The sequence below is a fragment of the Enterococcus sp. 4G2_DIV0659 genome (assembly GCF_002140715.2).
Classification (GTDB): domain Bacteria; phylum Bacillota; class Bacilli; order Lactobacillales; family Enterococcaceae; genus Enterococcus_L; species Enterococcus_L mansonii.
The window spans coordinates 1,112,828-1,138,054 of sequence record NZ_NGLE02000001.1 but is presented as its reverse complement, the minus strand read 5'-3'; the positions used below and the strand labels follow the sequence as shown (position 1 = coordinate 1,138,054).

Annotated in this window: 26 protein-coding genes, 1 pseudogene and 1 CRISPR repeat array; of the genes and pseudogenes, 24 read left to right on the top strand and 3 right to left on the bottom strand. The window is 35.6% G+C overall.

Translation table 11 applies throughout. From position 1 onward, the window contains the following. The first annotated feature begins 14 nt into the window (after positions 1-14). The 4 genes from A5880_RS05385 (at position 15) to A5880_RS05370 (ending at position 3,022) form a co-directional block, all read left to right on the top strand. Entirely contained in the window at positions 15-746 is a 732-nt protein-coding gene (locus tag A5880_RS05385) for a methionine ABC transporter ATP-binding protein (protein ID WP_086331229.1), read from the top strand. Further along, positions 743-1,417 carry a methionine ABC transporter permease gene (locus tag A5880_RS05380; RefSeq protein WP_086331230.1) on the top strand — a complete coding sequence of 225 codons (675 nt, stop codon included), beginning with the start codon at positions 743-745 and terminating at the stop codon, positions 1,415-1,417. Before A5880_RS05385 ends, A5880_RS05380 begins: the two co-directional genes overlap by 4 nt. 17 nt (positions 1,418-1,434) lie before the next feature. Continuing rightward, the gene (locus A5880_RS05375; RefSeq protein ID WP_086331231.1) at positions 1,435-2,256 is read left to right on the top strand and encodes a MetQ/NlpA family ABC transporter substrate-binding protein; all 822 of its coding nucleotides are present in this window, start codon (positions 1,435-1,437) and stop codon (positions 2,254-2,256) included. Positions 2,257-2,413: 157 nt separating this feature from the next. Next, complete coding sequence (locus A5880_RS05370; RefSeq protein WP_086331232.1) at positions 2,414-3,022, top strand: HAD family hydrolase; 609 nt, start codon at positions 2,414-2,416, stop codon at positions 3,020-3,022. A gap of 104 nt (positions 3,023-3,126) precedes the next feature. On the opposite strand, the gene A5880_RS05365 is transcribed toward A5880_RS05370, so the two are convergent. Then, positions 3,127-3,309, bottom strand: coding sequence for a hypothetical protein (locus A5880_RS05365; protein ID WP_086331233.1), 183 nt, complete (start codon positions 3,307-3,309; stop codon positions 3,127-3,129). After that, complete coding sequence (locus A5880_RS05360; RefSeq protein ID WP_086331234.1) at positions 3,309-4,520, bottom strand: MFS transporter; 1,212 nt, start codon at positions 4,518-4,520, stop codon at positions 3,309-3,311. Before A5880_RS05360 ends, A5880_RS05365 begins: the two co-directional genes overlap by 1 nt. Before the next feature lie 253 nt (positions 4,521-4,773). On the opposite strand from A5880_RS05360, the gene A5880_RS05355 reads away from it, so the two are divergent. The 5 genes and pseudogenes from A5880_RS05355 to A5880_RS05335 all read left to right on the top strand — a co-directional run. After that, a complete protein-coding gene (locus A5880_RS05355) occupies positions 4,774-5,430 on the top strand; it encodes a Crp/Fnr family transcriptional regulator (RefSeq protein WP_086331235.1) in 657 nt (218 codons plus the stop codon). A gap of 107 nt (positions 5,431-5,537) precedes the next feature. Next, positions 5,538-6,008 (top strand): hypothetical protein, encoded by a 471-nt coding sequence (locus A5880_RS05350; protein ID WP_086331236.1) that lies wholly within the window; start codon positions 5,538-5,540, stop codon positions 6,006-6,008. 87 nt (positions 6,009-6,095) lie between these two features. Further along, the gene (locus tag A5880_RS05345; protein ID WP_086331237.1) at positions 6,096-7,034 is read left to right on the top strand and encodes a helix-turn-helix transcriptional regulator; all 939 of its coding nucleotides are present in this window, start codon (positions 6,096-6,098) and stop codon (positions 7,032-7,034) included. Positions 7,035-7,124: 90 nt separating this feature from the next. Continuing rightward, complete coding sequence (locus A5880_RS05340; protein ID WP_086331238.1) at positions 7,125-7,745, top strand: DJ-1/PfpI family protein; 621 nt, start codon at positions 7,125-7,127, stop codon at positions 7,743-7,745. A 42-nt stretch (positions 7,746-7,787) separates the two neighbouring features. After that, a pseudogene (locus A5880_RS05335) lies at positions 7,788-7,931 on the top strand (type II toxin-antitoxin system RelE family toxin); the annotation flags it as partial. A 277-nt stretch (positions 7,932-8,208) separates the two neighbouring features. Here the strand turns inward: A5880_RS05335 and A5880_RS05330 are convergent. Continuing rightward, a complete protein-coding gene (locus A5880_RS05330) occupies positions 8,209-8,481 on the bottom strand; it encodes a hypothetical protein (protein WP_086331239.1) in 273 nt (90 codons plus the stop codon). Between the two features lie 831 nt (positions 8,482-9,312). Between A5880_RS05330 and A5880_RS05325 the strand changes: the two genes are divergently transcribed. The 15 genes from A5880_RS05325 to A5880_RS05255 all read left to right on the top strand — a co-directional run bounded on the left by A5880_RS05325 (position 9,313) and on the right by A5880_RS05255 (position 25,126). Continuing rightward, a complete protein-coding gene (locus A5880_RS05325; protein WP_143353658.1) occupies positions 9,313-9,414 on the top strand; it encodes a type I toxin-antitoxin system Fst family toxin in 102 nt (33 codons plus the stop codon). A 679-nt stretch (positions 9,415-10,093) separates the two neighbouring features. Then, complete coding sequence (locus A5880_RS05320) at positions 10,094-12,523, top strand: CRISPR-associated helicase/endonuclease Cas3 (protein ID WP_086331240.1); 2,430 nt, start codon at positions 10,094-10,096, stop codon at positions 12,521-12,523. A 44-nt stretch (positions 12,524-12,567) separates the two neighbouring features. Further along, the gene (gene cas5c, locus A5880_RS05315) at positions 12,568-13,299 is read left to right on the top strand and encodes a type I-C CRISPR-associated protein Cas5c (protein ID WP_086331241.1); all 732 of its coding nucleotides are present in this window, start codon (positions 12,568-12,570) and stop codon (positions 13,297-13,299) included. Then, a complete protein-coding gene (cas8c, locus tag A5880_RS05310; RefSeq protein ID WP_086331242.1) occupies positions 13,299-15,221 on the top strand; it encodes a type I-C CRISPR-associated protein Cas8c/Csd1 in 1,923 nt (640 codons plus the stop codon). Before cas5c ends, cas8c begins: the two co-directional genes overlap by 1 nt. A gap of 3 nt (positions 15,222-15,224) precedes the next feature. After that, the gene (gene cas7c, locus A5880_RS05305) at positions 15,225-16,082 is read left to right on the top strand and encodes a type I-C CRISPR-associated protein Cas7/Csd2 (RefSeq protein WP_086331243.1); all 858 of its coding nucleotides are present in this window, start codon (positions 15,225-15,227) and stop codon (positions 16,080-16,082) included. Position 16,083: 1 nt separating this feature from the next. Continuing rightward, positions 16,084-16,737 carry a CRISPR-associated protein Cas4 gene (gene cas4, locus A5880_RS05300; RefSeq protein ID WP_086331244.1) on the top strand — a complete coding sequence of 218 codons (654 nt, stop codon included), beginning with the start codon at positions 16,084-16,086 and terminating at the stop codon, positions 16,735-16,737. Further along, positions 16,734-17,762: a type I-C CRISPR-associated endonuclease Cas1c gene (gene cas1c, locus A5880_RS05295; RefSeq protein ID WP_086331245.1), complete on the top strand. Its 1,029-nt coding sequence runs from the start codon at positions 16,734-16,736 to the stop codon at positions 17,760-17,762. The genes cas4 and cas1c overlap by 4 nt, the downstream gene beginning before the upstream one ends. A gap of 9 nt (positions 17,763-17,771) precedes the next feature. Then, positions 17,772-18,062, top strand: coding sequence for a CRISPR-associated endonuclease Cas2 (gene cas2 / locus A5880_RS05290; protein WP_086331246.1), 291 nt, complete (start codon positions 17,772-17,774; stop codon positions 18,060-18,062). 171 nt (positions 18,063-18,233) lie between these two features. Next, positions 18,234-18,878: a CRISPR direct-repeat array (repeat unit 33 nt; unit sequence GTCTAGCTCTGTTTAGAGCTAGTGGATTGAAAT). A 797-nt stretch (positions 18,879-19,675) separates the two neighbouring features. Next, positions 19,676-20,767: a tyrosine-type recombinase/integrase gene (locus A5880_RS05285; protein ID WP_086331247.1), complete on the top strand. Its 1,092-nt coding sequence runs from the start codon at positions 19,676-19,678 to the stop codon at positions 20,765-20,767. 269 nt (positions 20,768-21,036) lie between these two features. Next, positions 21,037-21,786, top strand: coding sequence for a helix-turn-helix domain-containing protein (locus A5880_RS05280; protein ID WP_086331248.1), 750 nt, complete (start codon positions 21,037-21,039; stop codon positions 21,784-21,786). A gap of 126 nt (positions 21,787-21,912) precedes the next feature. Further along, entirely contained in the window at positions 21,913-22,578 is a 666-nt protein-coding gene (locus A5880_RS05275) for a hypothetical protein (protein WP_086331249.1), read from the top strand. Positions 22,579-22,599: 21 nt separating this feature from the next. Further along, on the top strand, positions 22,600-23,739 hold the full coding sequence (locus A5880_RS05270; RefSeq protein WP_086331250.1) for a WxLIP family cell surface protein: 1,140 nt from the start codon (positions 22,600-22,602) through the stop codon (positions 23,737-23,739). Positions 23,740-23,741: 2 nt separating this feature from the next. Next, positions 23,742-24,062 carry a hypothetical protein gene (locus A5880_RS05265; protein ID WP_086331251.1) on the top strand — a complete coding sequence of 107 codons (321 nt, stop codon included), beginning with the start codon at positions 23,742-23,744 and terminating at the stop codon, positions 24,060-24,062. A 9-nt stretch (positions 24,063-24,071) separates the two neighbouring features. After that, positions 24,072-24,296, top strand: a complete 225-nt coding sequence (locus tag A5880_RS05260) for a hypothetical protein (RefSeq protein ID WP_086331252.1) — start codon at positions 24,072-24,074, stop codon at positions 24,294-24,296. An 86-nt stretch (positions 24,297-24,382) separates the two neighbouring features. Then, on the top strand, positions 24,383-25,126 hold the full coding sequence (locus A5880_RS05255) for a WxL domain-containing protein (protein WP_086331253.1): 744 nt from the start codon (positions 24,383-24,385) through the stop codon (positions 25,124-25,126). Positions 25,127-25,227: the final 101 nt, after the last annotated feature.

Below are 25,227 nucleotides of genomic sequence, written 5' to 3'. Positions count from 1 at the left end.
AATGGAGGAGAAAAATGATTCGTTTTGAACGGGTATCAAAAACATATCCACACCACGGAACAATCGTCACAGCCTTAGATAATGTGGATTTACAAATCAAAGAACATGAATTATTCGGTGTCATTGGTGAAAGTGGCTCAGGAAAGTCCACGTTGCTAAGAATGATTAATACATTAGAAGAACCAAGTGCTGGTTCTGTTAAAATCGCTGGAGTGGATGTAAGTACATTGGATGATCGTGCAAAGAGGCAAAGTCGAAAGGAAATCGGCATGATTTTTCAGCAGTTTAACTTATTGTACAATCAAACAGTCAACGAAAACATCGCGTTACCGTTGCGTTTAAATGGACTGCATGACCCTGAAAAAGTGAAGGAAGTTCTAGAGTTTGTTCGACTTGCGGATAAAGGCAATCACTATCCAAAACAACTCAGTGGTGGAGAAAAACAACGGGTAGGCATTGCGCGAGCATTGATCACACAACCTAAAATTTTACTGTGCGATGAGCCTACATCAGCTTTAGATGGGCAAAATGCTTATGATGTCATGGCGTTATTACGAAAAATCAATCAAACCTTTGGAACAACGATGGTAATCGTTAGTCATGAATTGAATTTAATCAAGCAATTATGTAATCGGACGGCCGTACTAGAAAAAGGGAACGTACTTGAATTACTTGATATCGCTCCTGAACCCTCTCAAAAACAATTTGGTTCTTATTATGAACGGGTCAGGGAGAGTTTAGTATGATAAATGCCTATATTGAGAAAGTCAGTTACTATTTTCCAGAGATGGTTAAAGCCATGTCCGAAAGCGCTCAGATGATTTTAATTTCCATTATTGCGGCAATTTTTCTAGGGTTGCCCCTTGGAACGTGGGTTTATTTAACGAAAAAAATGCCGACAAAGGTCAATCGTCTTACAGGTGTCCTTTTAAACGGATATATCAATATTGTTCGTTCCTTTCCATTTTTACTATTTGTTGTAGCATTAATTCCTTTTACCCGTTTGATTCTTGGGACAGCTTTTGGTACGTATGCGGCAGCTTTGCCGTTAAGTTTTGTTGCTGTTGCGTTGTATGCACGTTTAACAGAGCAAGTGCTATTGGAAGTACCAAATGATATTTTAGAACTAGCTCAATCCTTAGGCAGTACCAAACGGCAATTGATTTTTCGGTTCTTGTATGTGGAAGCTCGTTCTGGGTTGGTTTTAGCATTGACATCGGTCATTATTAGTATGGTTTCTTATTCGACGGTGATGGGTGTGATTGGTGGTGGTGGAATTGGCGATTTTGCTTTACGCTATGGCTATCAGCGCTATGAATACGCTGTGATGTATACAGCGATTGTTTTGATGATTGTTTTTGTCAGTTTTATTCAACTTAGTGGAAGTTGGCTGGCAAGGAAAATAAATAAAAAATAAGGATTAGGAGAACGTGTATGAAAAAGAAGTTATTGATTAGTATGTTAGTGGTGGCAAGCGTAGTTGCAGCAGGGTGTAGCAAGCAGAAAAAAACAGCAGACTCGGAAAAAAAAGAAGATCAAATCATCAAAGTTGCTTCTCATATCCCGTCAACGGTTGAGGTTGTTGAATTAGCCGGGAAAGAAATTGAACCAGGCTATAAAGTCGAATTGGTTCAAGTGAACGACAATATCCAATACAATGAGTTGCTAAAAGCAAAAGAAGTCGATGCAAACTTTGCTCAGCATGAGCCGTTTATGCAAAAATTCAATGAGGAAAAAAAGGCAAATCTTGTTGTTGTACAAAAAATATACAACGCAAAAGTTGGTTTCTATTCTAAAGACTATAAAGAGATCAAAGACCTTCCAGAAGGAGCTACGATTGCATTGCCAAGTGATGTGTCCAATGAAGGACGTGCATTAGCAATTCTAGATGATGCAGGGTTGATCAAGTTGAAAAAAGGCGTTGGATTTAATGGAACCATCAAAGATATCGTAGAAAATCCGAAGCAGTTTAAATGGTTATCCGTAGATTTATTGAATTTAGCAGAAGCGTATAATGAAAAAGATGTAGCGATGGTCTACAACTACCCAACCTATATCGCTAAAATCGGTTTAACGCCAAAAGATGCGATTTTACTGGAGAAAAAAGTGGATGAACGCTTTGCCATCAGCTTAGTGGCAAGAGAAGATAACAAAGATTCAGCTAAAATAAAAGCACTGAAAAAAGCAATGACCAGTGACAAAGTGCGAGAATTGCTAGAAACAAAATATAGCGAAACATTGACCCCGGCATTTTAGAAAATAAAAGTATTTAGTTAGTTGCCAAGTTCCTTTTGTATCCAAAGTAAAGACTTCCTTAAGTCTGTTTAAAATGAGCCGAACAGAATCATTTGTTGTGCTAGACTATTATTATTAAGGAAATTTGAAAGGCAAGAACAAAAGGAGGCGGCATAGTTTGATTAAAAATATTGTCTTTGACATGGGGAATGTCCTGCTTCGATACAAGCCAGCAGAATTTATTAAAACATTCACCGATAATGAAGAATATCAAACCATTTTGCTAAAAGAAATCTTTCATTCGATGGAATGGATACAATACGATCGTGGTACGATCACAAAAGAAGAGCTAGGTATGAAGGTCTGTAAAAGGGTTCCGGAAGCGCTCAATGAAATGGTTTCAAAGATTTTGCTTCATTGGCATGAAGAAATCAAACCAATCGTGGAAATGGAACCTGTAATCAAACAGTTAAAAGAAAAAGGCTATCAGGTGTACTTGTTATCGAATGCATCCAGTGATTACTATACGTTTTGCAAAAAAGTCCCTGCTATTGCCTATTTTGATGGTGTATTTATCTCTTCTGATTGGAAATTAATCAAGCCAGAAGCGGAAATCTATCGCGCTTTTTACAGTCATTTTCAGTTAGTACCATCTGAATGCTATTTTGTAGATGATCTTCCTATAAATATTGAAAGTGCAGCGAATACTGGTATGCCTGGATGTGTCTTTCATGGAGAGCTCGCAGAACTCTTGGCAAACTTTGAAAAAGCCGGTATTCAACTTTAAAATAAAAGAACTAAGAATACCTTCACAAAAAATGGCAGAACCATTTTCGTGAAGGTATTCTTAGTTTTCAAGGCTGAGCGCATTCTGTCCCAGCTTCCAATTTTTTACCCCATAATATTGTTATTTTCAAGAGATAACTCAATTTCTTCTGCATAATGGGCAATGTTCATTCGATAATGTTCATCGGATGTCAAGTCATGCTCAATATGACTTAAACGAGTATTCAGTTCTTCTATTTTAGCTAATGTTTGTTGTAGCACTTCAAGCATACGTTCATCTGTAGTCATTATAATTCTCCTTTTAAGTGTTCAGTATAAATAGGTGTTTTTGAGCGGTAAAACAAAGCATAAAGAACGGTACAAACGACTGGAATCAATCCAGCAACGAAATACAATCCTTGGAAAGACAGGAAATTGTGTAACTCTCCTAAAACATAAGGACCAACACCAAGACCAAGATCTAAGCCGATAAAATAAGTAGATAAAGCAATCCCGATACGATGACTATTAGGACTCGCTTTTAAACAAATCGCTTGCCCATTGGACATAAAAGTACCATAACCAAGTCCAATCAATCCTCCAGAAACAAATAACATCCAACTACTTGTCGTCACACTTAATACCAACAAACCAGCCGTTAGAAAAAGAAAGCTAGGATACATGACCGCATTTTCACCACGAGCATCAAAGATTCGACCAGACATCGGACGAGTTGCTGTAATCACCAAAGCATAGACCACAAAGAAAAAGGAACTAGCATTCACAAGATCGATCACTTTGGCGTAAGATGAAAGAAAAGATAAAACACTTGAATAAGAAAGCCCCATTAAAAAAGCAATAAACGAAATAAACAACACTTTTTTTTCAATGAAACTATCCACTGTCCAACGAGATAAGCTCGCTTTATGTTCTGCACTCAATTGAATATTTTTTACAGGGAAGATAAAACAAGTAATTGTAGTGAAGAAAATTAGGACGATCGAAAATAAAATAATAAAATAGAAATTCATCGTATTCAGTAAAACCATCCCGATAAATGGACCAATAGCAGCAGCTAAACTCGTGCTTAATCCATAATAATTAATCCCTTCGCCATGTTTTGATTTAGGAATATACGCTGTTACGATAGCATTTGTTGCAGTGGAGACAGTTCCGTAGCCAAAACCATTTAGCAGGCGGACAAGATAAAGAATGCCAATACTTGGTATATAAAGATAGGCAATCGTTGTGAGGAGATAAAACAAGGCTCCGTACCGTAAAACAGCTTTTCTACCAATTAGTTCCAACAGTTTTCCCATAAATAAACGAGCAAATAACGTTCCGATAATATAAATCCCAGAGGCAAGACCTGCTTGACCTAATGAGGCGTGCAAGGTATCTTGAGCAATCACTGCAATGATTACCATTAATAAGTAGTACACAAGATACACCACGAAATTGATCAACGTAATACTAATAAACCCTTTGTTAAATAATTTTTCTTCTGAATGTTCCGTCATTGTAGAGAGTTCCTTCTTTCTTAGTGTGATAAGCTTAAATTGCAAGTTACAATTTTTTTCTGAAAGCCAGTTGTATAGATACTATACGAAAAAAGCCATGAAAAAAAATGCGGATTTGTTTTCAAAAAAAGTTAGCAACAAAAAAACACAACAAAAGTCATATACATTTGTTATTGTTTTTCGATGTGTTATGCTTTTAAATAAGAATAGATTTTTTACAGAAACTGGTCAAAAAAGAATAAGGAGTTAGTAAATGGATAGTCATGTCTTACAAGAATATTTAGATAATCATTCATTTCCAATCGTTGTGAAGAAAAAAAGAACCTATTTAACCTATGAAGGATTACAAGATCGCTATGCCTATATTTTGAAGAGCGGCACCATCAAAACTAGCGTGATTTCGCCTGATGGACGAGAGTTTAATTTGAGGTATATCAATAGTTTGGAAATCGTATCGTTGTTGAGAGATGAATACTCCCAGTTTATCGATGCACCGTTTAATATTCGGATCGAATCAGAGCAAGCAGAATTGTATCAAATCGATCGGGTTCAGTTTTGGAAGGATATCAATCAGAGTAAAGAATTACAGATGTATGTGAAAGACTATTACCGTGTCCGATTGATGTATTCGATGAAGAAGATGCAGCAAATGTTGATGAATGGCAAATTTGGGGCGGTTTGTACGCAAATCTATGAGTTATATGATACGTTTGGTGTGCAGTTAGATGATGGCATGTTGGTTGATTTTGTGGTCACCAATGAAGAAATTGCTCATTTTTGCGGGATCACCTCTGCTAGTAGTGTGAATCGCATGATGCAGCAATTGAAGGACTTGGGGGCAATCAAGATTCAGGATCGAAAGATTGTGATTACGGATATGGAGATTTTGAAAGATAATATTATTTTGTAAAGGTATGAAAATTTCTATGATGTGGTATCAGATGTAAAAGGTGGAATTGTGTTACCCTTAGTTACACAGTATAATGATAGTAGAAAATCAAGAAAGAAGGAGTGGCGATGAAAAAAAGGTTGTTGGTGATGGTTGTAGTGTTACTTGGTGTAGGAGTTACTGCTACAAAAGTAAATTCTGCTGAGATAAATAAATTTTCTGAAACGGTAGTATCTAGTGAAGAGTCGCAGAAAAAAGCGTTGAACGTATCGGAAGAAAAAACGGATTCTTTAACTGTTCCAATCTATGAGTTAAATGATAGTGAGTTATATCAACGCTTTGGTTACCTAGATGAGCAACAGATAGCAGAATATTTTATAGGGTTTGACGATACGGAGAAAGTCGTTCTTTTAAAAAATGGTGGCGTTCTTTCAGGTGGAATGATTGACAATTCTAATAATAGAGAGGTAGATAGTTATACTGATCCAAATGGTGTAACTGTTGAGGAGATCAAAGCCTTATTAAGAGAGCGCCAGGAAGCACTTTATCAAATACGAGAATCAGGTGAAGTAGAGGTTTTAGAAGAGGGCGAGTTTTGATTTTGTTTAATTGCACGAAGGAATCGATGAGCGATAAGCAAATAGATTCCTTCTTTTTAATACCTGACATATGAAAAGGAGAAACGCATGAAAATTGATCGTTTACTAAGCTTGGTACATTTGTTAGCAGCAAATGATCGCATGACAGCCAAGGATTTGGCTGAACGTTTGGAAGTATCTAAACGAACGATTTACCGTGATATTGAAACGCTGAATTTAGCTGGAATTCCGATTGTTTCTTATTCAGGCATTTCTGGTGGCTATGGCATTGTTGCAGGCTACAAAGTGAACAAACATATTTTTTCTACAGAAGATATTTCAACAATTTTGACGGGACTTTCCGCGATTCAAAGCATTTCAACATCCACGAACATTAGCCCTTTATTGGCAAAAATTGCACCGAATACGAGCTTACAGCAACCGCAAAGCGATTTATTGATCGATCTTTCTTCGTGGTTTACACCGAATGAAGGCAAGAATAAACTAAATGATTTACGACAAGCAATAGCGCTGCAGCGGACCATTATTATTCAGTATCATTCTAAGAAAGGCTATTCTAAGCGAAAAGTTGAACCATATAAGCTTGTGTTTAAAGCGTCTCATTGGTATCTTTATGGTTTTTGTTTAAAGAGAAAGGCCTTTCGCTTATTTAAACTGACCAGAATTCAAACATATAAGTTGTTAGATGAGGGATTTGAGCCTAGACTTTTAGAAGCTATAAAGCTGACTATTGAGTCTGAAAATGATTATCTAGAAGCGATGGCATTGCCAGCAAGTCAACAAGTGGTTTTAACTTATGATCAAAAGGATAAATTATATTTGATTGACAAATTTGGTGCAGAATTTTTTGAGGAACAGGATAAAGCCTCGGCTGTTGGAACAATCGTCTTTCCGTTGATCAATCAGGAAAAAACAGTTGATTTTATTTTACGTTTTCAGGACAAGATACGAGTCATTGAACCGCCAATAATCGTTGAAGCAGTCAAAGCGAAAATTGAACAAATGTATTTTCTTTATAAAAGCTGACAATCAGTTGTCACACTTCTGTTGTATGATGAACTCCTAAAGGTTAAAGAACCAGCTACGTTTTGACCTATATATAAGGAGGAATGAAACATGACAGAAGTGTTTTTTGTATTGTTAGAAGAGTATGCAGATTGGGAAGCAGCATCAGTTGCGGCTGTTCTGAATCAGGAAAAAGGGTTCACCGTTAAAACAGTGTCAAATGAAAAACAAGCCATTCGATCAATGGGCGGTTTTTCGACATTGCCAGATTATACACTTGCTGAAGCGTGTCAAAAAGAGTTTGCCGCATTGGTTTTGATTGGTGGAAAATCTTGGCGAACGGAGAAAGCAGAAGCTGTTGCAGCTTTAGTAGAAAAAGCGGAACAACAAGGTGCTTTGATCGCTGCGATTTGCGATGCGACTGTTTATCTGGGGACTCTAGGGTTACTAAATGATGGCAAACATACAAGTAACCAATTACAAGACTTGCAAGAGTACGCAGGTGATCGCTATACAGGTGGGAATCAATTTGTAGAAACCCAAGCAATTAGAGAGAATAATTTGATTACAGCTAATGGAACTGGGTATTTAGAGTTTGCTAGAGAAATTTTGTTGGCCCTTCAAGTAATATCGGAAAAAGAAGTCGCACAATGGTATAATTTTTTCAAGTTAGGGTATTATGAAGCGTTAAAACAAGAGCTTAGAAGTACAAGTGATGGGGATGCTGATTAAAAGTAGTGCTTCATAGGATGAAGGATTATTAGAGAATTTCGTTGCGGAAATTCCAGAATGATAGGAAATGGCTTGCTGGGCAATAAAAGTGGTCAATGGCGCTACCGAATTGGAGACTATCGTATTATTGCGAATATAGAAGATGAGACGATAACAATTGGACATAAAAAAGACGTGTATAATTAGCAGAAAAGGCTTAGAAGATGGTAATGAACTTCTAAGTCTTTCGTTTGTTTTAAAAAGGAAAATTGAAGTTTAGTAGAAAATGTTGCGCAACATTAAAAAAAGCCTTTGTTTTTAAATGACCGATTATTTGAAAAGTCAGTCCACCTTTTTCTGTAAAATCTGGTGAGTAAACTTGTTACATCTTGCAAAATTTTTCTGCTGCAGTAACGTATGCGTTTTTTCAATTTATCCCTTACAATATCTAAATACGCAAAAAATAGTCCTTTTTATTTTTTGATTAGATCTTTTGATTTTGTATAATACTGGCTAATTGATTTTGTGACTCGGCTATCAAAAGCGCATACTCTCTATGAAAGGTTTCAAATAATTTTGCACTTGCGTAGTATTGTTTGACTACTTGCTTTTTATTGATTGGTGTAGTTGGATTGGTAAAATACTTTTCCAAAACTTCTAGTGGTTTTTTCCAAGATTCTAAACGCTCGAGTGAATCTCGAAGGTTTAGAATCTCTTGATAAGGGACAGTTTTGATGCAGATGGCTGAATTTTTCATGGGAATGCTCCTTTTCTTTTTAGTATGTAGAGCAAAAGAAAAATGTAAAAGCTGTCCGTCTCTATCGTTCAATTATGCTAGTTTGTAGGGAACTTCTTTGGGTACCCAGAGAAAAATTTCAAAAGTGTCTAGAAATTCTTACAAGAATTAGGTACAATAAAGAAGCTGGTACTACGGTACTGGTAAATGGGCAACTTGGATAGAGAGGGATTGCTTTCTATTCAGGGCTTCATTGAACGGTTGGCGCCGAACGATGAAGTGCCTATTTTTCTTTTTCTCAAAGTTTGTAGGATAGAAATAAAAAAGACGATCTACAGGTATCCTGTAATCGTCTACAAATAGGCAAGATAAAGAGGCTATAAGAAGTGTTGTCGCTGTAAAAGTGTACAACAAAAAATAGATTTATCCTTATGCTATTGGCAAAGTTGTTTCACAGGGATTGCTGTTTCAACAGGGCTTCTGGTTTGGTTGGCGCCAGACCACGAAGAGCCAATTTATTTAGTTTTAATGTCAGTTATTTCTATCCTATGTGTTTTATTATACATAAAGAATAGCTTGTTCACAACGAGTTTTTTTGTGGAACGGCATTAAATAACATAAAAATCATGCTCCCTTATATATATAAAGAAAAATAACAAAAATTTTTTGAAATGCCTATTTTTTTCTGCGAAGTAAAAATTAATGAAAATAGTCAAAATAGTTTTAAAAATAGGACAAATTTGACAAAAGCAGAATTAATTACGGAGAAAAGGTAGTAAGAAATAAAACCTTTGCTATGCTAAAAGTGGTCGCTTTCTCTTTTGCGATGGCGATACGTATCGCATAAAGGAGGTGAACCTATTGTTTATTTTATTTTCCACAATCATTGGCCCGATTATTGTTGGAGTAGTCTTAGGATTATTCAAACATTGGCTTGATAATCGGCAGGACTAGAAAGCGGCTAAAAGCCAAAATAAACCCCATCACTTTCAGAGGAGTGATGGGGTCTTTGGTGAACCCATTGCTTATTATTTTCTATCTATAAGATACATGAAAAGGAAGGTGGAGTCAAGTTTTTCTTGCTTGATAGCTTTATTTATTGAAGACGGATTTAATTAGATAAATGAAAACCAGCCCAAATTCTAGAACTTGGGCTGATACTATCATTAGGTACTAAACACAGAATTATTTCAATCCACACATTTAAAATGTGACAGTTTCTAAAACCAATATAAATTATAACATATTATTTGTATTTAAACTAATTAGAAAGAAAAAGTTGACTATTTAGTTTTTGTGTAGTACGCTAAACTAGTAGATAATTTTACGCTCAATTCAGTGTTTAGTATATAAATTAAAAGATGTAGGAAGGGTAATAATAAAATGATTAATAGAGAAAATGGTAAAAAATTGTTGTTGGTAGCTATTAGTGCACTCGTTGTAGTTATGGCAGAGAAGCTTTGGGATGTTCTTTCTGTTTTGTTTATTTTGTTATTGCTAATATTAATACTAGTCTACCTTTTTTTCTTTAACTAAAAAATTAATCCAATTATTTAAAATTTTAGATAGTTCTTTTTTTTATAAGTGGTATAATTTATTTAAGACATTTAGAAATTAATTAAGGAGTTTAAGTATGTATATCGCACATGTGAGGAAATCAGATGGAGAAAAGCAACGTTTAAAAGATCACCTACTAGAATGCGCTGTATTGAGTGGTGATTGGGGGGCAAAAATTGGATTAAGAAAAGTTAGCTATATAGCAGGTTTACTTCATGATTTAGGGAAATATTCCAACGAATTCCAAGAATATTTGCGAAAAGCTATTGCTGATCCGAAAAGTGTGACACGGGGTAGCGTGGATCATTCAACAGCTGGCGGTAAACTTCTTTTTGATTATTGCCACAAAAATAGTCGTGATCCATTTTCATATATTTTTGCTGAATTGGTGGGGAATGCGATTATTTCTCATCACAGCAGTCGGGGGCTGCAAGATTTTTTTACACCAGAAGGAGAAGCAACCTCTGATTATCTTAGGCGAGTAGCGGAAATAGAGGTTGTGGACTATGAGCAGATTAAACTTCGTTTTTTTGAAGAAGTGATGTCAGAAGAACAATTTCAACAATTACTGTCAGAAGCAATAGAAGAATTGAAAGGGTTTTATCAATCAAATGGAAAAAGTAGAATCAAACAAAATGATACATTTTTCCTTTTGAAATTCATTTATAGTTGCTTACTGGATGCCGACCGAACAAATACGATGTTGTTTGAAGAAAATGAAAAATTTAAAAAGCATGAAAATGATGAGTTGCTGAAATCTTATAGTCAAAGCCTAGAAGAATATATTTCAACTTTTACCGCTGACACACCAATTAATCAACTTCGTGGGCAGATGTCAAATCAATGCAAGACCTTTGCTGAACGAGAAACGGGAATTTACACTCTTTCGATTCCCACAGGAGGCGGAAAGACATTAGCCAGTTTACGATTTGCCTTGAATCACGCTATAAAACATGGAAAAGAGCGCATCATTTATGTCGTGCCATTTACAACGATTATCGAACAGAATGCTGCGACAGTCCGAGAGATTTTAAAAGATGAAGAAAATATTCTAGAGCATCATTCCAATGTTTTTACAGATCAGGAGGAAACGAAAACAAGGAAATCCGAAGAATCCGAAGCTGAAAAAGAAGCGTTAGAACAAAAGCAAGCATTAATGAAAGACAATTGGGAAAGCCCTGTAATTTTTACAACAATGGTGCAGTTTCTAAATACGATTTACAGTCGAGGAACTCGAAACCCACGTCGTTTTCATAATTTAACCAATGCTGTGATTATTTTTGATGAGGCGCAAGGCGTGCCAACGAACTGTACGCATTTATTTAATGAAAGTTTGAATTTCTTAAAAAAATTCGGTGGGACAACGAGTGTTCTATGTACAGCAACTCAGCCGTCTTTAGAAAATGTTGGACGAGCGTTAACCAAAGACTCCGATGGCGAAATGGTTTCGAATTTATCAGAAGTAGAATCCAAGTTTAAACGAGTAGAGGTCATTGACCGAACAACAGATGAACCATGGAAGCTTGAAACTTTAGCTGATTTCAGTCAAGACATTTTAGTAGAGAAAGAAAATTTGCTAATTATTTTAAATACCAAAAAAGCTGTTCGGAGTTTATATCAATATTTGGAAGAACAGCAATTAGAAGATGTTGAATTATATCATTTAAGTACCTCAATGTGTGCCAAGCATCGGAAAGATTTGTTGGATGAATTACGTGAGAAACTAAAAAATAGCGAAACAAAACTAATTTGTATCACAACCCAATTGATTGAAGCAGGTGTAGATATCAGTTTTCAATCTGTGATTCGTTCGGTGGCTGGTTTAGATTCAATTGCTCAAGCTGCGGGACGTTGCAATCGACATGGTGAAACTAAGCAGCAACCAGTCTACCTAGTCAATCTTTCCGCAGACCTTGAAAATCTGACTCATCTACCAGAGATTAAACAAGGACAAACAATTACGCTAGATATTCTTAAAGAAAATCGTGAACTCGAACAAGAGGAATTACTTTCTCATGATGTTCAAAAGCGGTATTTTGATCGATATTATGATCGTTTTAAAAATGAATTGAACTATCCAGTTAAAAAGACATCGCTCGAACTATTTGGTCTATTAGGAGAAGGTGTTAATGCGCTGGAACATTATAAACGAACACACAGCTCTGCACCTATTTTGGCTCTTAGAAGTAGTCCTAAAACAGTAGGGAAATATTTTCAAGTCATTGATAGTCCAACGACATCAGTGCTTGTTCCGTACAAAGCTGGGAATGAATTGATTGCGGATTTAAATGGTGAGCTAAGACCTGAAGAGTATGCGCCAACGTTGAAAAAAGCACAGCAATATATGGTCAATATCTTCCAGCACGAATTGATGGAACTTCAAGCAAGTGGTGGAATTTATCCACTGTTGAATGGCGATATTTTGGCTCTGACCAGTAATTCATATGATTTGAAGTTTGGAATAGATATAGAAGCAGAAGCGGCTAGTGGTTATTTAGGATTTTAATGTTATCTAACTTCAAGAGTTTGATCATAAAGGAGGAAGCAACGATGAGATACAAAAATCAGATTTCATTTAGAGTTGAAGGTGAATACGCTCTTTTTACAGATCCTTTGACAAAAATGGGGGGTGAAAAAATGACCTATCAAGTCCCCACCTATCAAGCGCTAAAAGGAATCACAGAAAGCATTTATTGGAAACCATCGATTATGTACTATATTGATGAAGTTCGCGTGATGAACTCGATTCAAATGGAATCCAAAGGCATGCGACCGATGAAATACAACGATAGCAGAGCTAGTGATTTAGCGTATTATACGTATCTGAAAAAGCCTGTTTATGAAGTAAAAGTCCATTTTGAGTTTAATCCACATCGTCCTGATTTAAAAGGGGATTGGAATGAAGACAAACATTATCAGATTTTAAAACGTTCAATCAAAGCTGGCGGACGGAGAGATATTTTTTTAGGAACAAGAGAATGTCAAGGATATGTGGAACCAGTTGAGTTTGGGAAAGCTAAAGGCGACTATGACAATTATGAAGGGGAATTGCATTTTGGCACAATGGTGCATGGTTTATCTTATCCTGATGAAACAGGAAAAGAGGAATTGGCAGTTCGTTTGTGGCGTCCGATTATGGAAAAAGGCATTATTAAATTTATACGACCAGAAGAATGTAGCTTAGTTCGACCGCTTAGAACGATGCAAGCGAAAATATTTGACCCTTCAGGAATGGAAACTGTTGATCGACTATTTGAAACCTTGGAACAGGAGGTTGAATGATGAGTTGGTTAAATGATTTATATGAAACATACAAAGAAAATGCAGATCAAGCAGGGAAAGTTCAACGAACATCTTCTGGAAAAGAAATCGTTCTTTTGCCAATTGCTCATGCTTATCAAAATGCACAAATCGAAGTAACGATAACGCCAGAGGGTGAATTTTACGAGGCAGATGTCGTACCAAAAGAAGAGGCTCAAACAATGATTCCTGTAACGATTGAGTCTGCTGGAAGATCAGGTTCAACGTCTGCACCGCATTTAATCCATGATAATTTAGTCTATGTGGCGGGTGATTTCGAGGAATATGGTGGTGTTTACAAAAAGAATAAAGCTGGGAAAAATTCTTATCGGATGTATTTAGAAAATTTACGGGCATGGTGCGAATCAGATTATTCTCAGACAGCTGTTAAAAGTGTTTTGCAGTATTTAGAAAAAGGAACATTGATTGAAGATTTAGTACAAGCAAATGTAATGGTTGAAAAGAATCATCAACTTATCCCAAAATGGTCAAAAGAGCTTGAAGCAGAACTTGGTGAGAAGCCGCCGTTATTTAGTGTAGTAGTTGGGGAACAATCAGCTTCTTTTGTCAGATTTGCTGTTCAAGAAAAGGGAAAAGAAAAACGACCGCTCTGGGGAGATAAAGAAATAATTGACTCATTTGTCGCTTATTATACAAACGAACTGACAAATGAAGGGCTAGATTATGTCACTGGAGAAATGTTACCACTAACAGAAAACCATCCCTCAAAAGTACGCTATGGCGGTGATATGGCGAAATTGATTTCAGGAAATGATTCTACAAATTTCACATATAAAGGTCGTTTTACTGATAAAAATCAAGTCGCTTCGATCAGTTACGAAGTTTCTCAAAAAGGACACAATGCTTTGAAATGGCTGATTGGCAAACAAGCCTTTGTTTTAGACGGACGAGTCTTTTTAACCTGGGGGAAAAAAGAAACAAAGGTGCCTAATCCAGAAGAATCAAGTGCTGACTTTCTTGATTTTGATGCTATTTTTGCCAAAGATGAAGAAGCAGAAATGTTATTAAATCCAGATACAACGCATCAACAATTTTCTGAGTTATTTAAGCAAGCCTTAAATGGTTATAGCGTGAAGCTTTCTTACCGTGAGCCAATTTATATTATGATTTTAGATGCTGCGACTCCTGGAAGAATGGGCGTTCTCTACTATCGTTCATTTGAAAAAGAACAATACTTTACACGAATTGAAGCATGGCATCAAACCTGTTTTTGGCGTCATACGTATGGTAGTAAAAATAAACAACGCTACACATTTTGGGGTGCTCCATCACTTAGAGACATTGCTGAAGCGGCGTATGGTGCACGAGCTAGTGACACGCTAATAAAAAATACAATCCATGAATTATTTCCTTGTGTTGTGGATGGTAAAAAGATTCCAATCAATCTTGTTAGAAATCTCCTGCAACGAGCGTCAAATCCTGTAAGCATGGAAAAATGGGAATGGGAAAAAACACTAAGTATTGCTTGTGCAGTCATGAATAAACATTTTAAAAAGGGGGAAAGAATTGTGGCATTAGATAAAAATGAAACTGATAGAAGTTATCTATTTGGAAGAATGTTGGCGGTAGCAGATAAGGTGGAGAGAAAATCACTTTCTTTGGGTGAAAAAGATAGAATGACAAATGCAATGCGTTACATGAATACATTTAGTAATCATCCCTTACAAACTTGGCAAACACTTCAAGAAAACTTAATTCCATATTACGGACGTTTGAAAGATAGAGGTCTGTATTATCAACATTTAATAGATGAAATTGTTGTATCTTTTGAAAAAGGGGAAAGAACTAACAAACCATTAAATGGAGAATATCTTATGGGCTATTGTGAACAACGTTATGAATTAGACACTTATAAAAAATCAGAAGACAAAACGGAGGAATAAATCATGAGTACATTAGAAAATAAAATCGATTTTAAAGTCATTGTTTCAGTAACAAATGCAAACCCAAACGGTGATCCATTAAACGGAAACCGACCACGCCAAAACTTTGATGGTTTCGGCGAAATATCAGATGTCGCAATTAAACGTAAAATTCGTAATCGACTACAAGACTTAGGTGAACGTATTTTTGTTCAGTCTGATGACCGTGCGGATGATGGCTTTAAAAGTTTGAAAGACCGAGCAGATGCAGTCGAAGAACTAGAAGCAATCAATAAAGACAAGAAAAAAGATGCGGATCGTTACGCACAAGTCGCTTGTAAAACATTCATGGATACTAGAAGTTTTGGGCAAGTCTTTGCGTTTAAGGGCTCTGATTTATCGGTTGGTGTTCGTGGACCTGTTTCTATACAGACCGCTGTAAGTGTAGATCCAATCGATATCAACACGATGCAAATTACGAAAAGCGTGAACTCCGTTACGGGGGATAAAAAAGGCTCTGACACCATGGGAACCAAACATTTCGTTGATTTCGGTGTTTATGTCTTCAACGGCAGCATCAATGTTCAACTAGCCGAAAAAACAGGCTTTACCGAAGCGGATGCAGAAAAAATCAAAGAAGCTCTAACAACTCTTTTTGAAAATGATGCATCCTCTGCTCGTCCGGACGGCAGCATGGCTGTAGAAAAAGTCTACTGGTGGGAACATCCAAGCAAAATGGGCAAAGCCTCATCCGCTAAAGTCCATCGTTCTGTAAAAATCGAAAAAATTTCTGAAGTGGATCGGGCAAAATCATTCGACGATTATAAAGTAACGGTCGAACCATTAGAAGGAATCGAGCTAACAGTTATCGAAGGGCTATAATATGTACGACGAACAAGATTATTTAATGATTTCTGGGATTCAACATTTTCTCTTTTGCCGCCGTCAATGGGCGTTGATTCATATTGAACAACAATGGCAAGAAAATGTGTTGACGCTGGAAGGACAATATTTACACGAAAAAGCTGATCAGCCGACGATTCGGGAAAAACGCAAAGATCGTTTGATTGTTCGCGCGCTGCCTATCCATTCACCAACTTTGGGCATTACTGGAATCTGTGATGTTGTGGAATTTGTACAAGATCTAAATGGCGTACCGTTACACGGAGAATCAGGAACATTTTCACCGATTCCAGTTGAATACAAACATGGTAAGCCAAAGCAAGAGCTCAGTGATATCATGCAGTTAACAGCTCAGGCAGTTTGCTTAGAGGAAATGCTTGTTTGTGAAGTGCCAAAAGGCTATCTTTATTATCATGAAACAAAACGTAGAGAAGCAGTTGATATTACACTTGCTTTACGTGACGAACTCAAGAAAAATGTAGCTGAAATGCATCAATACTGGGCAAGACGCTACACGCCTAAAGTTAAAACCGGTAACTTTTGTAAAAAATGTTCACTACAAAATATTTGTTTGCCTAAATTGATGAATGTTCAAACTGTCAAAGGCTATTTAGATCGGAGGTTATGTGAATGAAAAAGCTATTGAATACCTTATTTATAACATCCTCAGATGCATACATGGCTTTAGATGGTGAGAACATTGTTGTTAAAATAGACGAAAAGAAAAATAGAGTGCCTCTTCATAATATAGAAGCCATTGTTACTTCTGGTTATTTAGGAGCAAGTCCGGCATTAATGCGCAAATGTGCTGAGAAAAATATAGGTATCACATTCTTAACAAATACCGGTAAATTTGGTAGTCGGGTGACAGGCGGCACAACTGGAAATGTGACGTTGCGGAAAAAACAATATCGTTTATCTGATAGTGAAGTAGAAAGTTTGCAGATTGCTCGTCATTTTATTATCGGTAAAGTGTACAATCAACGGTGGATGTTGGAACGTATGACTAGAGAAAACCCGATGAGAGTGGATATTGAACGGTTTAAGCAGATTTCTGGAGAACTGAAAAAATACATTGAAGATATTCGCCAAGTGGAGGAGCTAGAATCGCTAAGAGGGATTGAAGGACAAGCAGCAAATCGCTATTTTCTCTTGTTTGACCAAATGATTTTGCAACAGAAGAGTGATTTTGGTTTTTATGGTCGAAACCGCAGACCGCCCTTAGACAATGTCAATGCAATGCTTTCTTTAGCTTATACGTTGTTAGCTCAAGAATGTGCAGCCGCTTTAGAAACGGTTGGACTTGATCCTTATGTTGGATTTATGCACCAAGATCGACCTGGAAGGGCTTCTTTAGCTTTGGATTTAATGGAAGAGTTAAGGGGAATTTATGCGGATCGTTTTGTCTTAACGTTGATTAATAAAAAAATGGTGACGGAAAAAGATTTCGTTAAAAAAGAAAGTGGTGCAGTGATTTTAACAGATGCGGGTAGGCGAACCTTCTTTCAAAAATGGCAAGAAAAGAAACAAGAGCAAATTCAGCATCCATTTTTAGGTGAAAAAATTAATTGGGGCTTGGTTCCTTATGCTCAGGCATTGTTGTTAAGTCGGTTTTTAAGAGATGATTTAGATGGTTATCCGCCGTTTTTATGGAAGTAGGTGGGAAGTATGTTGATATTGATAACTTACGATGTTGCAACAAGTTCAAAAAATGGTACCCGTCGTTTAAGGAAGGTAGCAAAGAAATGTCAAGACTATGGGCAGCGTGTTCAGAATTCTGTTTTTGAGTGTGTCGTTGATGCGACGGAATTGACTCAGTTGAAAAAAGAACTGATTGATCTAATTGATGAAGAGTTGGATAGTCTTCGGATTTATCGATTGGGAAATAATTATCAAAACAAAGTGGAGCACATAGGTGCCAAAGAAAGTTTTGACGTAGAAGCGCCTTTGATATTTTAGCAATGGCAATGTGGTGCGGATCTAAAGTGCACATGGAAATACTGGGAGATCCGCACCAAAAAATAGCTATTTTTCATTGATGGAGAGCTGTTTTTATCATTGAAATTTAATTTTAAAGTTGTTTTTTTGTGAAATAGCAAAAATATGTCGTGTATTGTTGCCAATTTCACGGTCTAGCTCTGTTTAGAGCTAGTGGATTGAAATATATGCAGGCTCAACAGATAGTGACATCCAACCAAGTCTAGCTCTGTTTAGAGCTAGTGGATTGAAATTGCTAAGCGAGAGTTTAAAGCTTCTTCTTCTTGGTCTAGCTCTGTTTAGAGCTAGTGGATTGAAATAATTTCCACATTTGGGAAGATGCGGCGGCAAGAAGGTCTAGCTCTGTTTAGAGCTAGTGGATTGAAATAACAAATTAACTGAAAATGTTGTAAACGGCATGGGGTCTAGCTCTGTTTAGAGCTAGTGGATTGAAATAGAATTGATGAAATATATGTACCTAGTGAAGTGTCAGGTCTAGCTCTGTTTAGAGCTAGTGGATTGAAATATCAACAGTGAGTTCAGTTGTGATTTTTTTATCGTCTAGCTCTGTTTAGAGCTAGTGGATTGAAATAACAAATTAACTGAAAATGTTGTAAACGGCATGGGGTCTAGCTCTGTTTAGAGCTAGTGGATTGAAATAGAATTGATGAAATATATGTACCTAGTGAAGTGTCAGGTCTAGCTCTGTTTAGAGCTAGTGGATTGAAATCTAGAGTTTGGGGTTACGGTTGCTATAAACCCTGCGTCTAGCTCTGTTTAGAGCTAGTGGATTGAAATATTATCTGGCAAACTGCTAAAATATCTATAATTAGTCTAGCTCTGTTCAGAACTGGACTAATTATAATGTTTATCGGAAAAAGCAAAGAGTAATGTTGCTGTGTTTCGCTCTATTTAGAGCTAAACAATATATTTACATCATGGTTAACATGATGACTCTTTAATACATTAAATGAAAGATCCGTCTGTTTAGCGAGGGGTCTTTTTTTGTTTGGATTTGCAGAGAAGAGGAGATAGTACAGGCTATATGGTTATAACCTGGGATTATTACTATACAAATACAAGACCTTTTAGAATCAGTAGAAAAGGTAGGGAGTATGGATACAGGGATTGTATGTCTGTTTAAAATAACTTATTCGTTTCTAGGAAGAGGATTTGTTTAGGTTTGGAGTTAAAGTAGGCAACTCAAGAGTGTAGAAATTCTATATATTATAAGAAAAAACACAATTTTATATAACGTAATAACGATTATTAACAAATAAGGTAATACAAAAAAGGATAAAGAAGAAGAATTTTAGGATATAAACTACCTAATAAATGTGTATGTTTTTTATTTGTTATTTATTTTATTTTTTCTTGTTTTATTTACGAACGAGAAAAACTTGCTGTTAGCTTGTGGTCTGCGTTTCCTAGATGATGATATAACGTATATTTTGTTTTGTCAACAGTATTTTGTTTATTTTTTTATTTTCTAATTATTTAATTCTTTTTTATATCTTGATGTTTAGTAGTTGTTATACAATAAGTTTTATTCGCCGTCAAATCGCCGTCAAAAAAAACGAAAGGGGAGATGATTTATGGTAAGAAAAGGTGAGAATATTTATAAAAGAAAAGATGGTCGCTGGGAGGGAAGATATATTAAAGGAAGAAACAGCGATGGAAGTGCTGTATATGGCTATTTATATAATAAAACATATACAGCTCTAAAAGAAAATCTGTTAACAATGAAAGCATTACATTCACATAATTATACATTTAAAACTATTGGCTATAAAGGAACTCTTAATGATTGGGTAACTTGTTGGCTAACGGAGATACAAGAACAGCTAAAACCTAGCACATATGCAAGCTACACCAACAAAATGATAAAGCACATTCTTCCATTTTTAGGTGACGTCCCTTTACAATCAATCACCACCTCTATTTTAAATGATTGGATAAAAAAAATAGAGAATCATTTATCTCCTAATTCTGTTCGAATCGTTTATCAAGTGTTGATGACTTGCTGCACTGCTGCGGTAAAAAGAGAATTAATCTCGGAAAATCCTTGTAAATATGTTGTTTTACCTAAGAAAACACCGAACAATATAAAGGCCATAACATCAAAAGAACAAAAAAAACTGAAAGAAAAAGCCGCTGTGCATCCAAAGGGTCTTGCGATCATATTAGCATTAGAAACTGGAATGCGAATTGGAGAAATTGCTGGATTAAAGTGGCAGGATATTGATTTTTCGTCTAATATACTGACTGTACAACGGACGATTCAAAGAATACAAGTTGCCAGCGGTATAAGCAAAAAAACGCAACTTATTGAAGGAACCCCTAAAAGCATTAGTTCTAAACGAACGATCCCTCTATCGAAAAACGTAAGCCAACTTTTGAACAAACAAAAACAAAAAACTAATGGAGAGTTTGTGTTAGGTGGTAATAAGCCTGCAGAGCCACGTCTCATTTCAACGTGGCTAAGAAAGTTATGCCAAAGTTTTCATTTCCCTACTATTCGTTTTCATCAACTTAGACATAGTTTCGCTACTAGGTGTTTAGAAAAAGGTGTTAACATAGCAACGATTAGTGCACTATTGGGGCATCATTCCACTAAAATGACATTAGATACGTATGTAAACTCTTTTATGTCTGAGAAAAGAAAAGCGATTAATTTAATAAGTTAAGCGATCTTCTATAAACATTATAATGTTTATAGGGTGATTGCTTTTCTTTTTATTTTCATTTAACGTTCTTTTTTTGAAAGTGTGGATAGTATTGTTCCTTTTAATAATGCAAAGGAGGTTTCTAGTTAAATTTTAATATAATTTACGCCGTCTATTTTGCCGTCATATAGGAAAAATTTTGTTGGTATAAAGGATTTTTCAGAGGTTTTTCTTGTTTGTAAATAAAACAAGAAATAATGGATAGAGAAATTGGAGGAGGAAGAAGCCAAATGGAAAATACAATTGGCATATTACATATCAGCGATCACTCTGAACAAAACGAAAACATAGGTTTGCTGATTAAAACAGCTCTTGATGAGCAAGAGTATACATTAATTGAAGTGACAGAAAAAAAACAAATAGGTTTATTAGATGGTTTAATTATTAATTTAGAAAAATCATCAGATTATTTTAAGGCATTGCAATGGCTTATTGATTTGCAGGATGATCACTCCTTATTTATTTGGATTCTTAGTGGAGAAAAAGACTCGGAATTAACCAAACTATATCCTCATTTGAGTAAAAATTCAATCATTGAAATTATTCAATCAGATCAAGGCGTGGACACACTAGGGATTGTAGTAAAAAATGCAATCAATTATAAGAATCAATTATTGGAGAAATCAAAACTAAAAAGTAGACCTGATAATCACTTTCTTGATGCATCAAAATTAAGTTTGATGGTTTATGACCAAATCATAGCATTAACTCGAAAAGAATTCAAAATCATTGAACTGCTATATGAAAATATTGGGAACGTTGTTACATATGAAGAAATTAATAACGCTATTTACGGAGAATCAACAGGAGAGCTGATTGAAAAGTATAGAGTAGCAAACTTTATTTTTCATATCAGAAATAAATTAAAGGAACAGGATTACTTCGAAATTGAAATCATCCGAACAAAAGGATACTTGCTTACTTATTCGAAAAGTGAAAAACCTATTTTAGAAGAAGTAAATGAGAAAGTTTTACAATAATCAACATTCAAATCAAAAAAGGGAGAAGAAAATACGTCCTATTATATCAATGATAGTGACTGGATAATGAACAATTATCAGTTGGATAGCTTAAGCAATTATCTAAAGAAATGGATGGCTAAATGTGTGAAAGACAAAAAGAATTACTATCAAAACTATCGAAATTTTTATCTCTGCGAAATAACTCTTTTAATAGGATGGATCACTAATTTTATCCTTTTTTCAAGATTCTACGAAGATGCAGTGTTTTATGTTGATAAAGACGCAAGGTTCATTATTCAACTATTATTTATTGCAAATTACTATCTAGGCGATTTACTAAACTATTTATTCGCAGCGTTCTTGTTGATGTCGTTAAATCTTTTACTGATTTTGATGTTTTACATCAAAAATAAAAAAGAAGGGAATGACGCGAAAAAAACGAATTACTCAATCATTGCATTTCTGGCGATTATTGGAGTAAATAGTGCCATGTTACTAAGGACTATTGTGTGGCCGTTATTCTTATTACTATTTATTGCTTCTCTAACGCTTGTTTATATCATATATGTCATTACCAATTATTTATATGAAGAAAAAGATGAGACCTATGAAGAAAATGAACGACTTAAAATAGAAGGTCCTTTTCAATCAAGAGAAGAAGCTGAAAAATATAGCAAAGAATTTTTGTTGCACTGGACGGACTATTTTGCTAAAAAGGGCTATCGTTTAGTCGAATCATTGAATAGCGATGAACAAAATGAATGGTATGTAGAAATCACTATTCAATCAATTAATAAGAACAAATATTAGTAGTTAGGAGAAACTTTTTTCATGAGAAAGATTAATGCGGTATATGTAGCGTTTGTCTGTATCTTTTCATTATTTTTTTTAGCGGATCAAGCGATAGCAGCAGATGAAGATAATAATTTAGGGTATACGGTAACGCTGGTACAGTCGAGCAAGCAAATAGACCCCAACAAAAGTTATTTCTATGTGAAGACAACGCCAGGAGAATCACAAACATTAGAAGTGAGAGTAAAAAGCACCAAAAATGAGAGTGTTCACTTAAAGATATTTGGCGTCAATGCAATCACAGGAGATGCTGGAACGATTGAGTATAGTGATGATAAAACTTATTACGATAAGACGTTAAAAGAACCAATGACATCTATGTTGAAAATAGCTACCCCTACTATCACGGTTGGTAACTATGAAGAAAAAACAGTGAAAATCCAATTAACCCCTCCAAAAGAAAAATACGCTGGAGTCAAAATGGGCGCAATAGTCTTTGCTCTAGACAACGAAGAGAAAGCCCAAAGTGGTGTTTCTACCGAATTTTCTTATCGGGTAGGAGTGATTACATCAGAATCAGGAGACGAATTTAATAATGCACAAACATTGAATTTGAACTCCGTAAAAGCATCGATCAAACGTGGGAAAAAAATGGTTCTAGCTAATTTGCAAAATCCAGAACCTAAAGTCTTGGAAAATCTAAATATTGTAGCGACCATGACTAAAAAAGGAACGGAAGAAGTCGTTAAACGAAAATCTGTGGAAAATTATAGTATGGCTCCTAACAGTGTATTTGATTTTGAAATGGATTGGGGAATTGCCGACCTGCCTTCTGGAACATACACCTTGAAATTAGATGCGTCGAATGACTATCAAGAGTGGCAACTGAGTAAAGAATTTACGATTACCAATGAACAAGCGAAAAAAATGAATGAAGAGAGTGCTTTCAAAATTATTACGCCAACATGGATTAAAGGTGTCTCTGTTTTCTTGATGTTACTCACCGTTTTGATTATGTCAATGACTCTTTTTAGACGGAAAAAATGGGAACAGCAATGGAAGAAAGTGAGAATTGCGAAACGAAAAAAACAAGGGAATCAAAAAGGAAGTAAAAAAGAGACTCAAAAAGGAAATCAAAAAAAGAAACGAAAAAAAATCAACAGAAAAGATGGTGAATAAGTATGGAGAAGCCTTACATTATTTGGCCGTTAAGTATTATGATAACTCTCTTTATTGTTTTGTTTAGCCAAAGTGCTTATGGTTTCGCTGCTGATCAAGATAAAACTGAAACAGGTATTTCCTTCAATCAATTTATCGAACCAGAAAAACCAAAACCACCCATCTATGAGACAAAACCAGCAGAGTACCCAGCTACTGATGGTGCTCTACCTCATCTAGGGCAAATGATGACATCATTTATTTTACTGTTATTGGGTGTAGCGTGCTTGATTATCTTTTTAGGTGTCGTTAGTCTACGCAAAGTTTATAGCATACATGTATAGGAGCGTAATATGAAAGATTATTTATGGATTTATATACTAGGAGGAATTACCTCCGTGTCATTATTATTTTTCCTTGTGACACTTTCTAGAGATGTATTTTTGGTAAGAAGATTAAGGAAAAAAAAGGGTGAATTAGTCTTTAACTTTAGTTTATTAGTGGTATCTATTACAAGCTTAGCGTTGATTATTTATTTATTTATCTTATTAAAAGATCAAATAAAACTAATCGGTTAGCCTGTAAGGAAACTACGATTCTGTGAACGATTTATAACAGTAACTGTCGCCAATTTTATTTACAACAATAGAAGGGTGATTAAATTTTGAAAAAAATACTATTTACAACATTACTTGCATCATCAGCATTGATGATTTTTGCAAAACCTGCGAATGCAGAAGAAATAGGAAAAGAACAAACAGATTTGGGGATTCGTTTTGATACTGACGGACCAGTAAAACCTGGTTCAGGACCATTTAAAGATAACTTAGCGTTGGTATGGACACCATCTAAGTTTGATTTTGGTCGTCAATCAGCAACAGCGAATATTGCTACATATAGCAATACTGTAGCCGGAGATCAATATATTGTCGTGAATGATGACAGACAAACTGCTGAAACTGGTGGAGAACACGGTGGAGAAGGCGAACAAACAAGAGCTGCAACAACTTCAGCTTGGAAAGTGACTGCTTCTTTGTCTAAATTAGTTTCTAAAGATGATTCAGCTACAGAATTGCCATCAAAACTAACATTTACTTTAGGCGATCCTCAATCATATGATATCGGTGAAGTTGACCCAGATATCAATGACTTCTCTCCAAGTGTTCCTGGTGCTGGCAACTTAGGCAAATTGGATGATCCTAATAATATTGTTGTTGGTAAAAATGTAGTTTTAGAAGCAGGCAATACAACAGCAACAAACATTCTTGCAAAAACAAAAGCAGACAGTGTTAAAGGCGGTTTCGCTACAAAATTAACAGATACTAAATTAACTGTTACAACAGGTACAGGTGCTGCTGGTAAAGCATTTAAAGGTAGCGTGACTTGGAGTTTAGATAACACATACTAAAATTAATTGAGGGTATGTTGACAGATAAAAAGTAAGTAGATTGGTTGACAGTTATTGTTATAAATTGTTCACAGAATTGACTATTACCACGGGATTTAGTG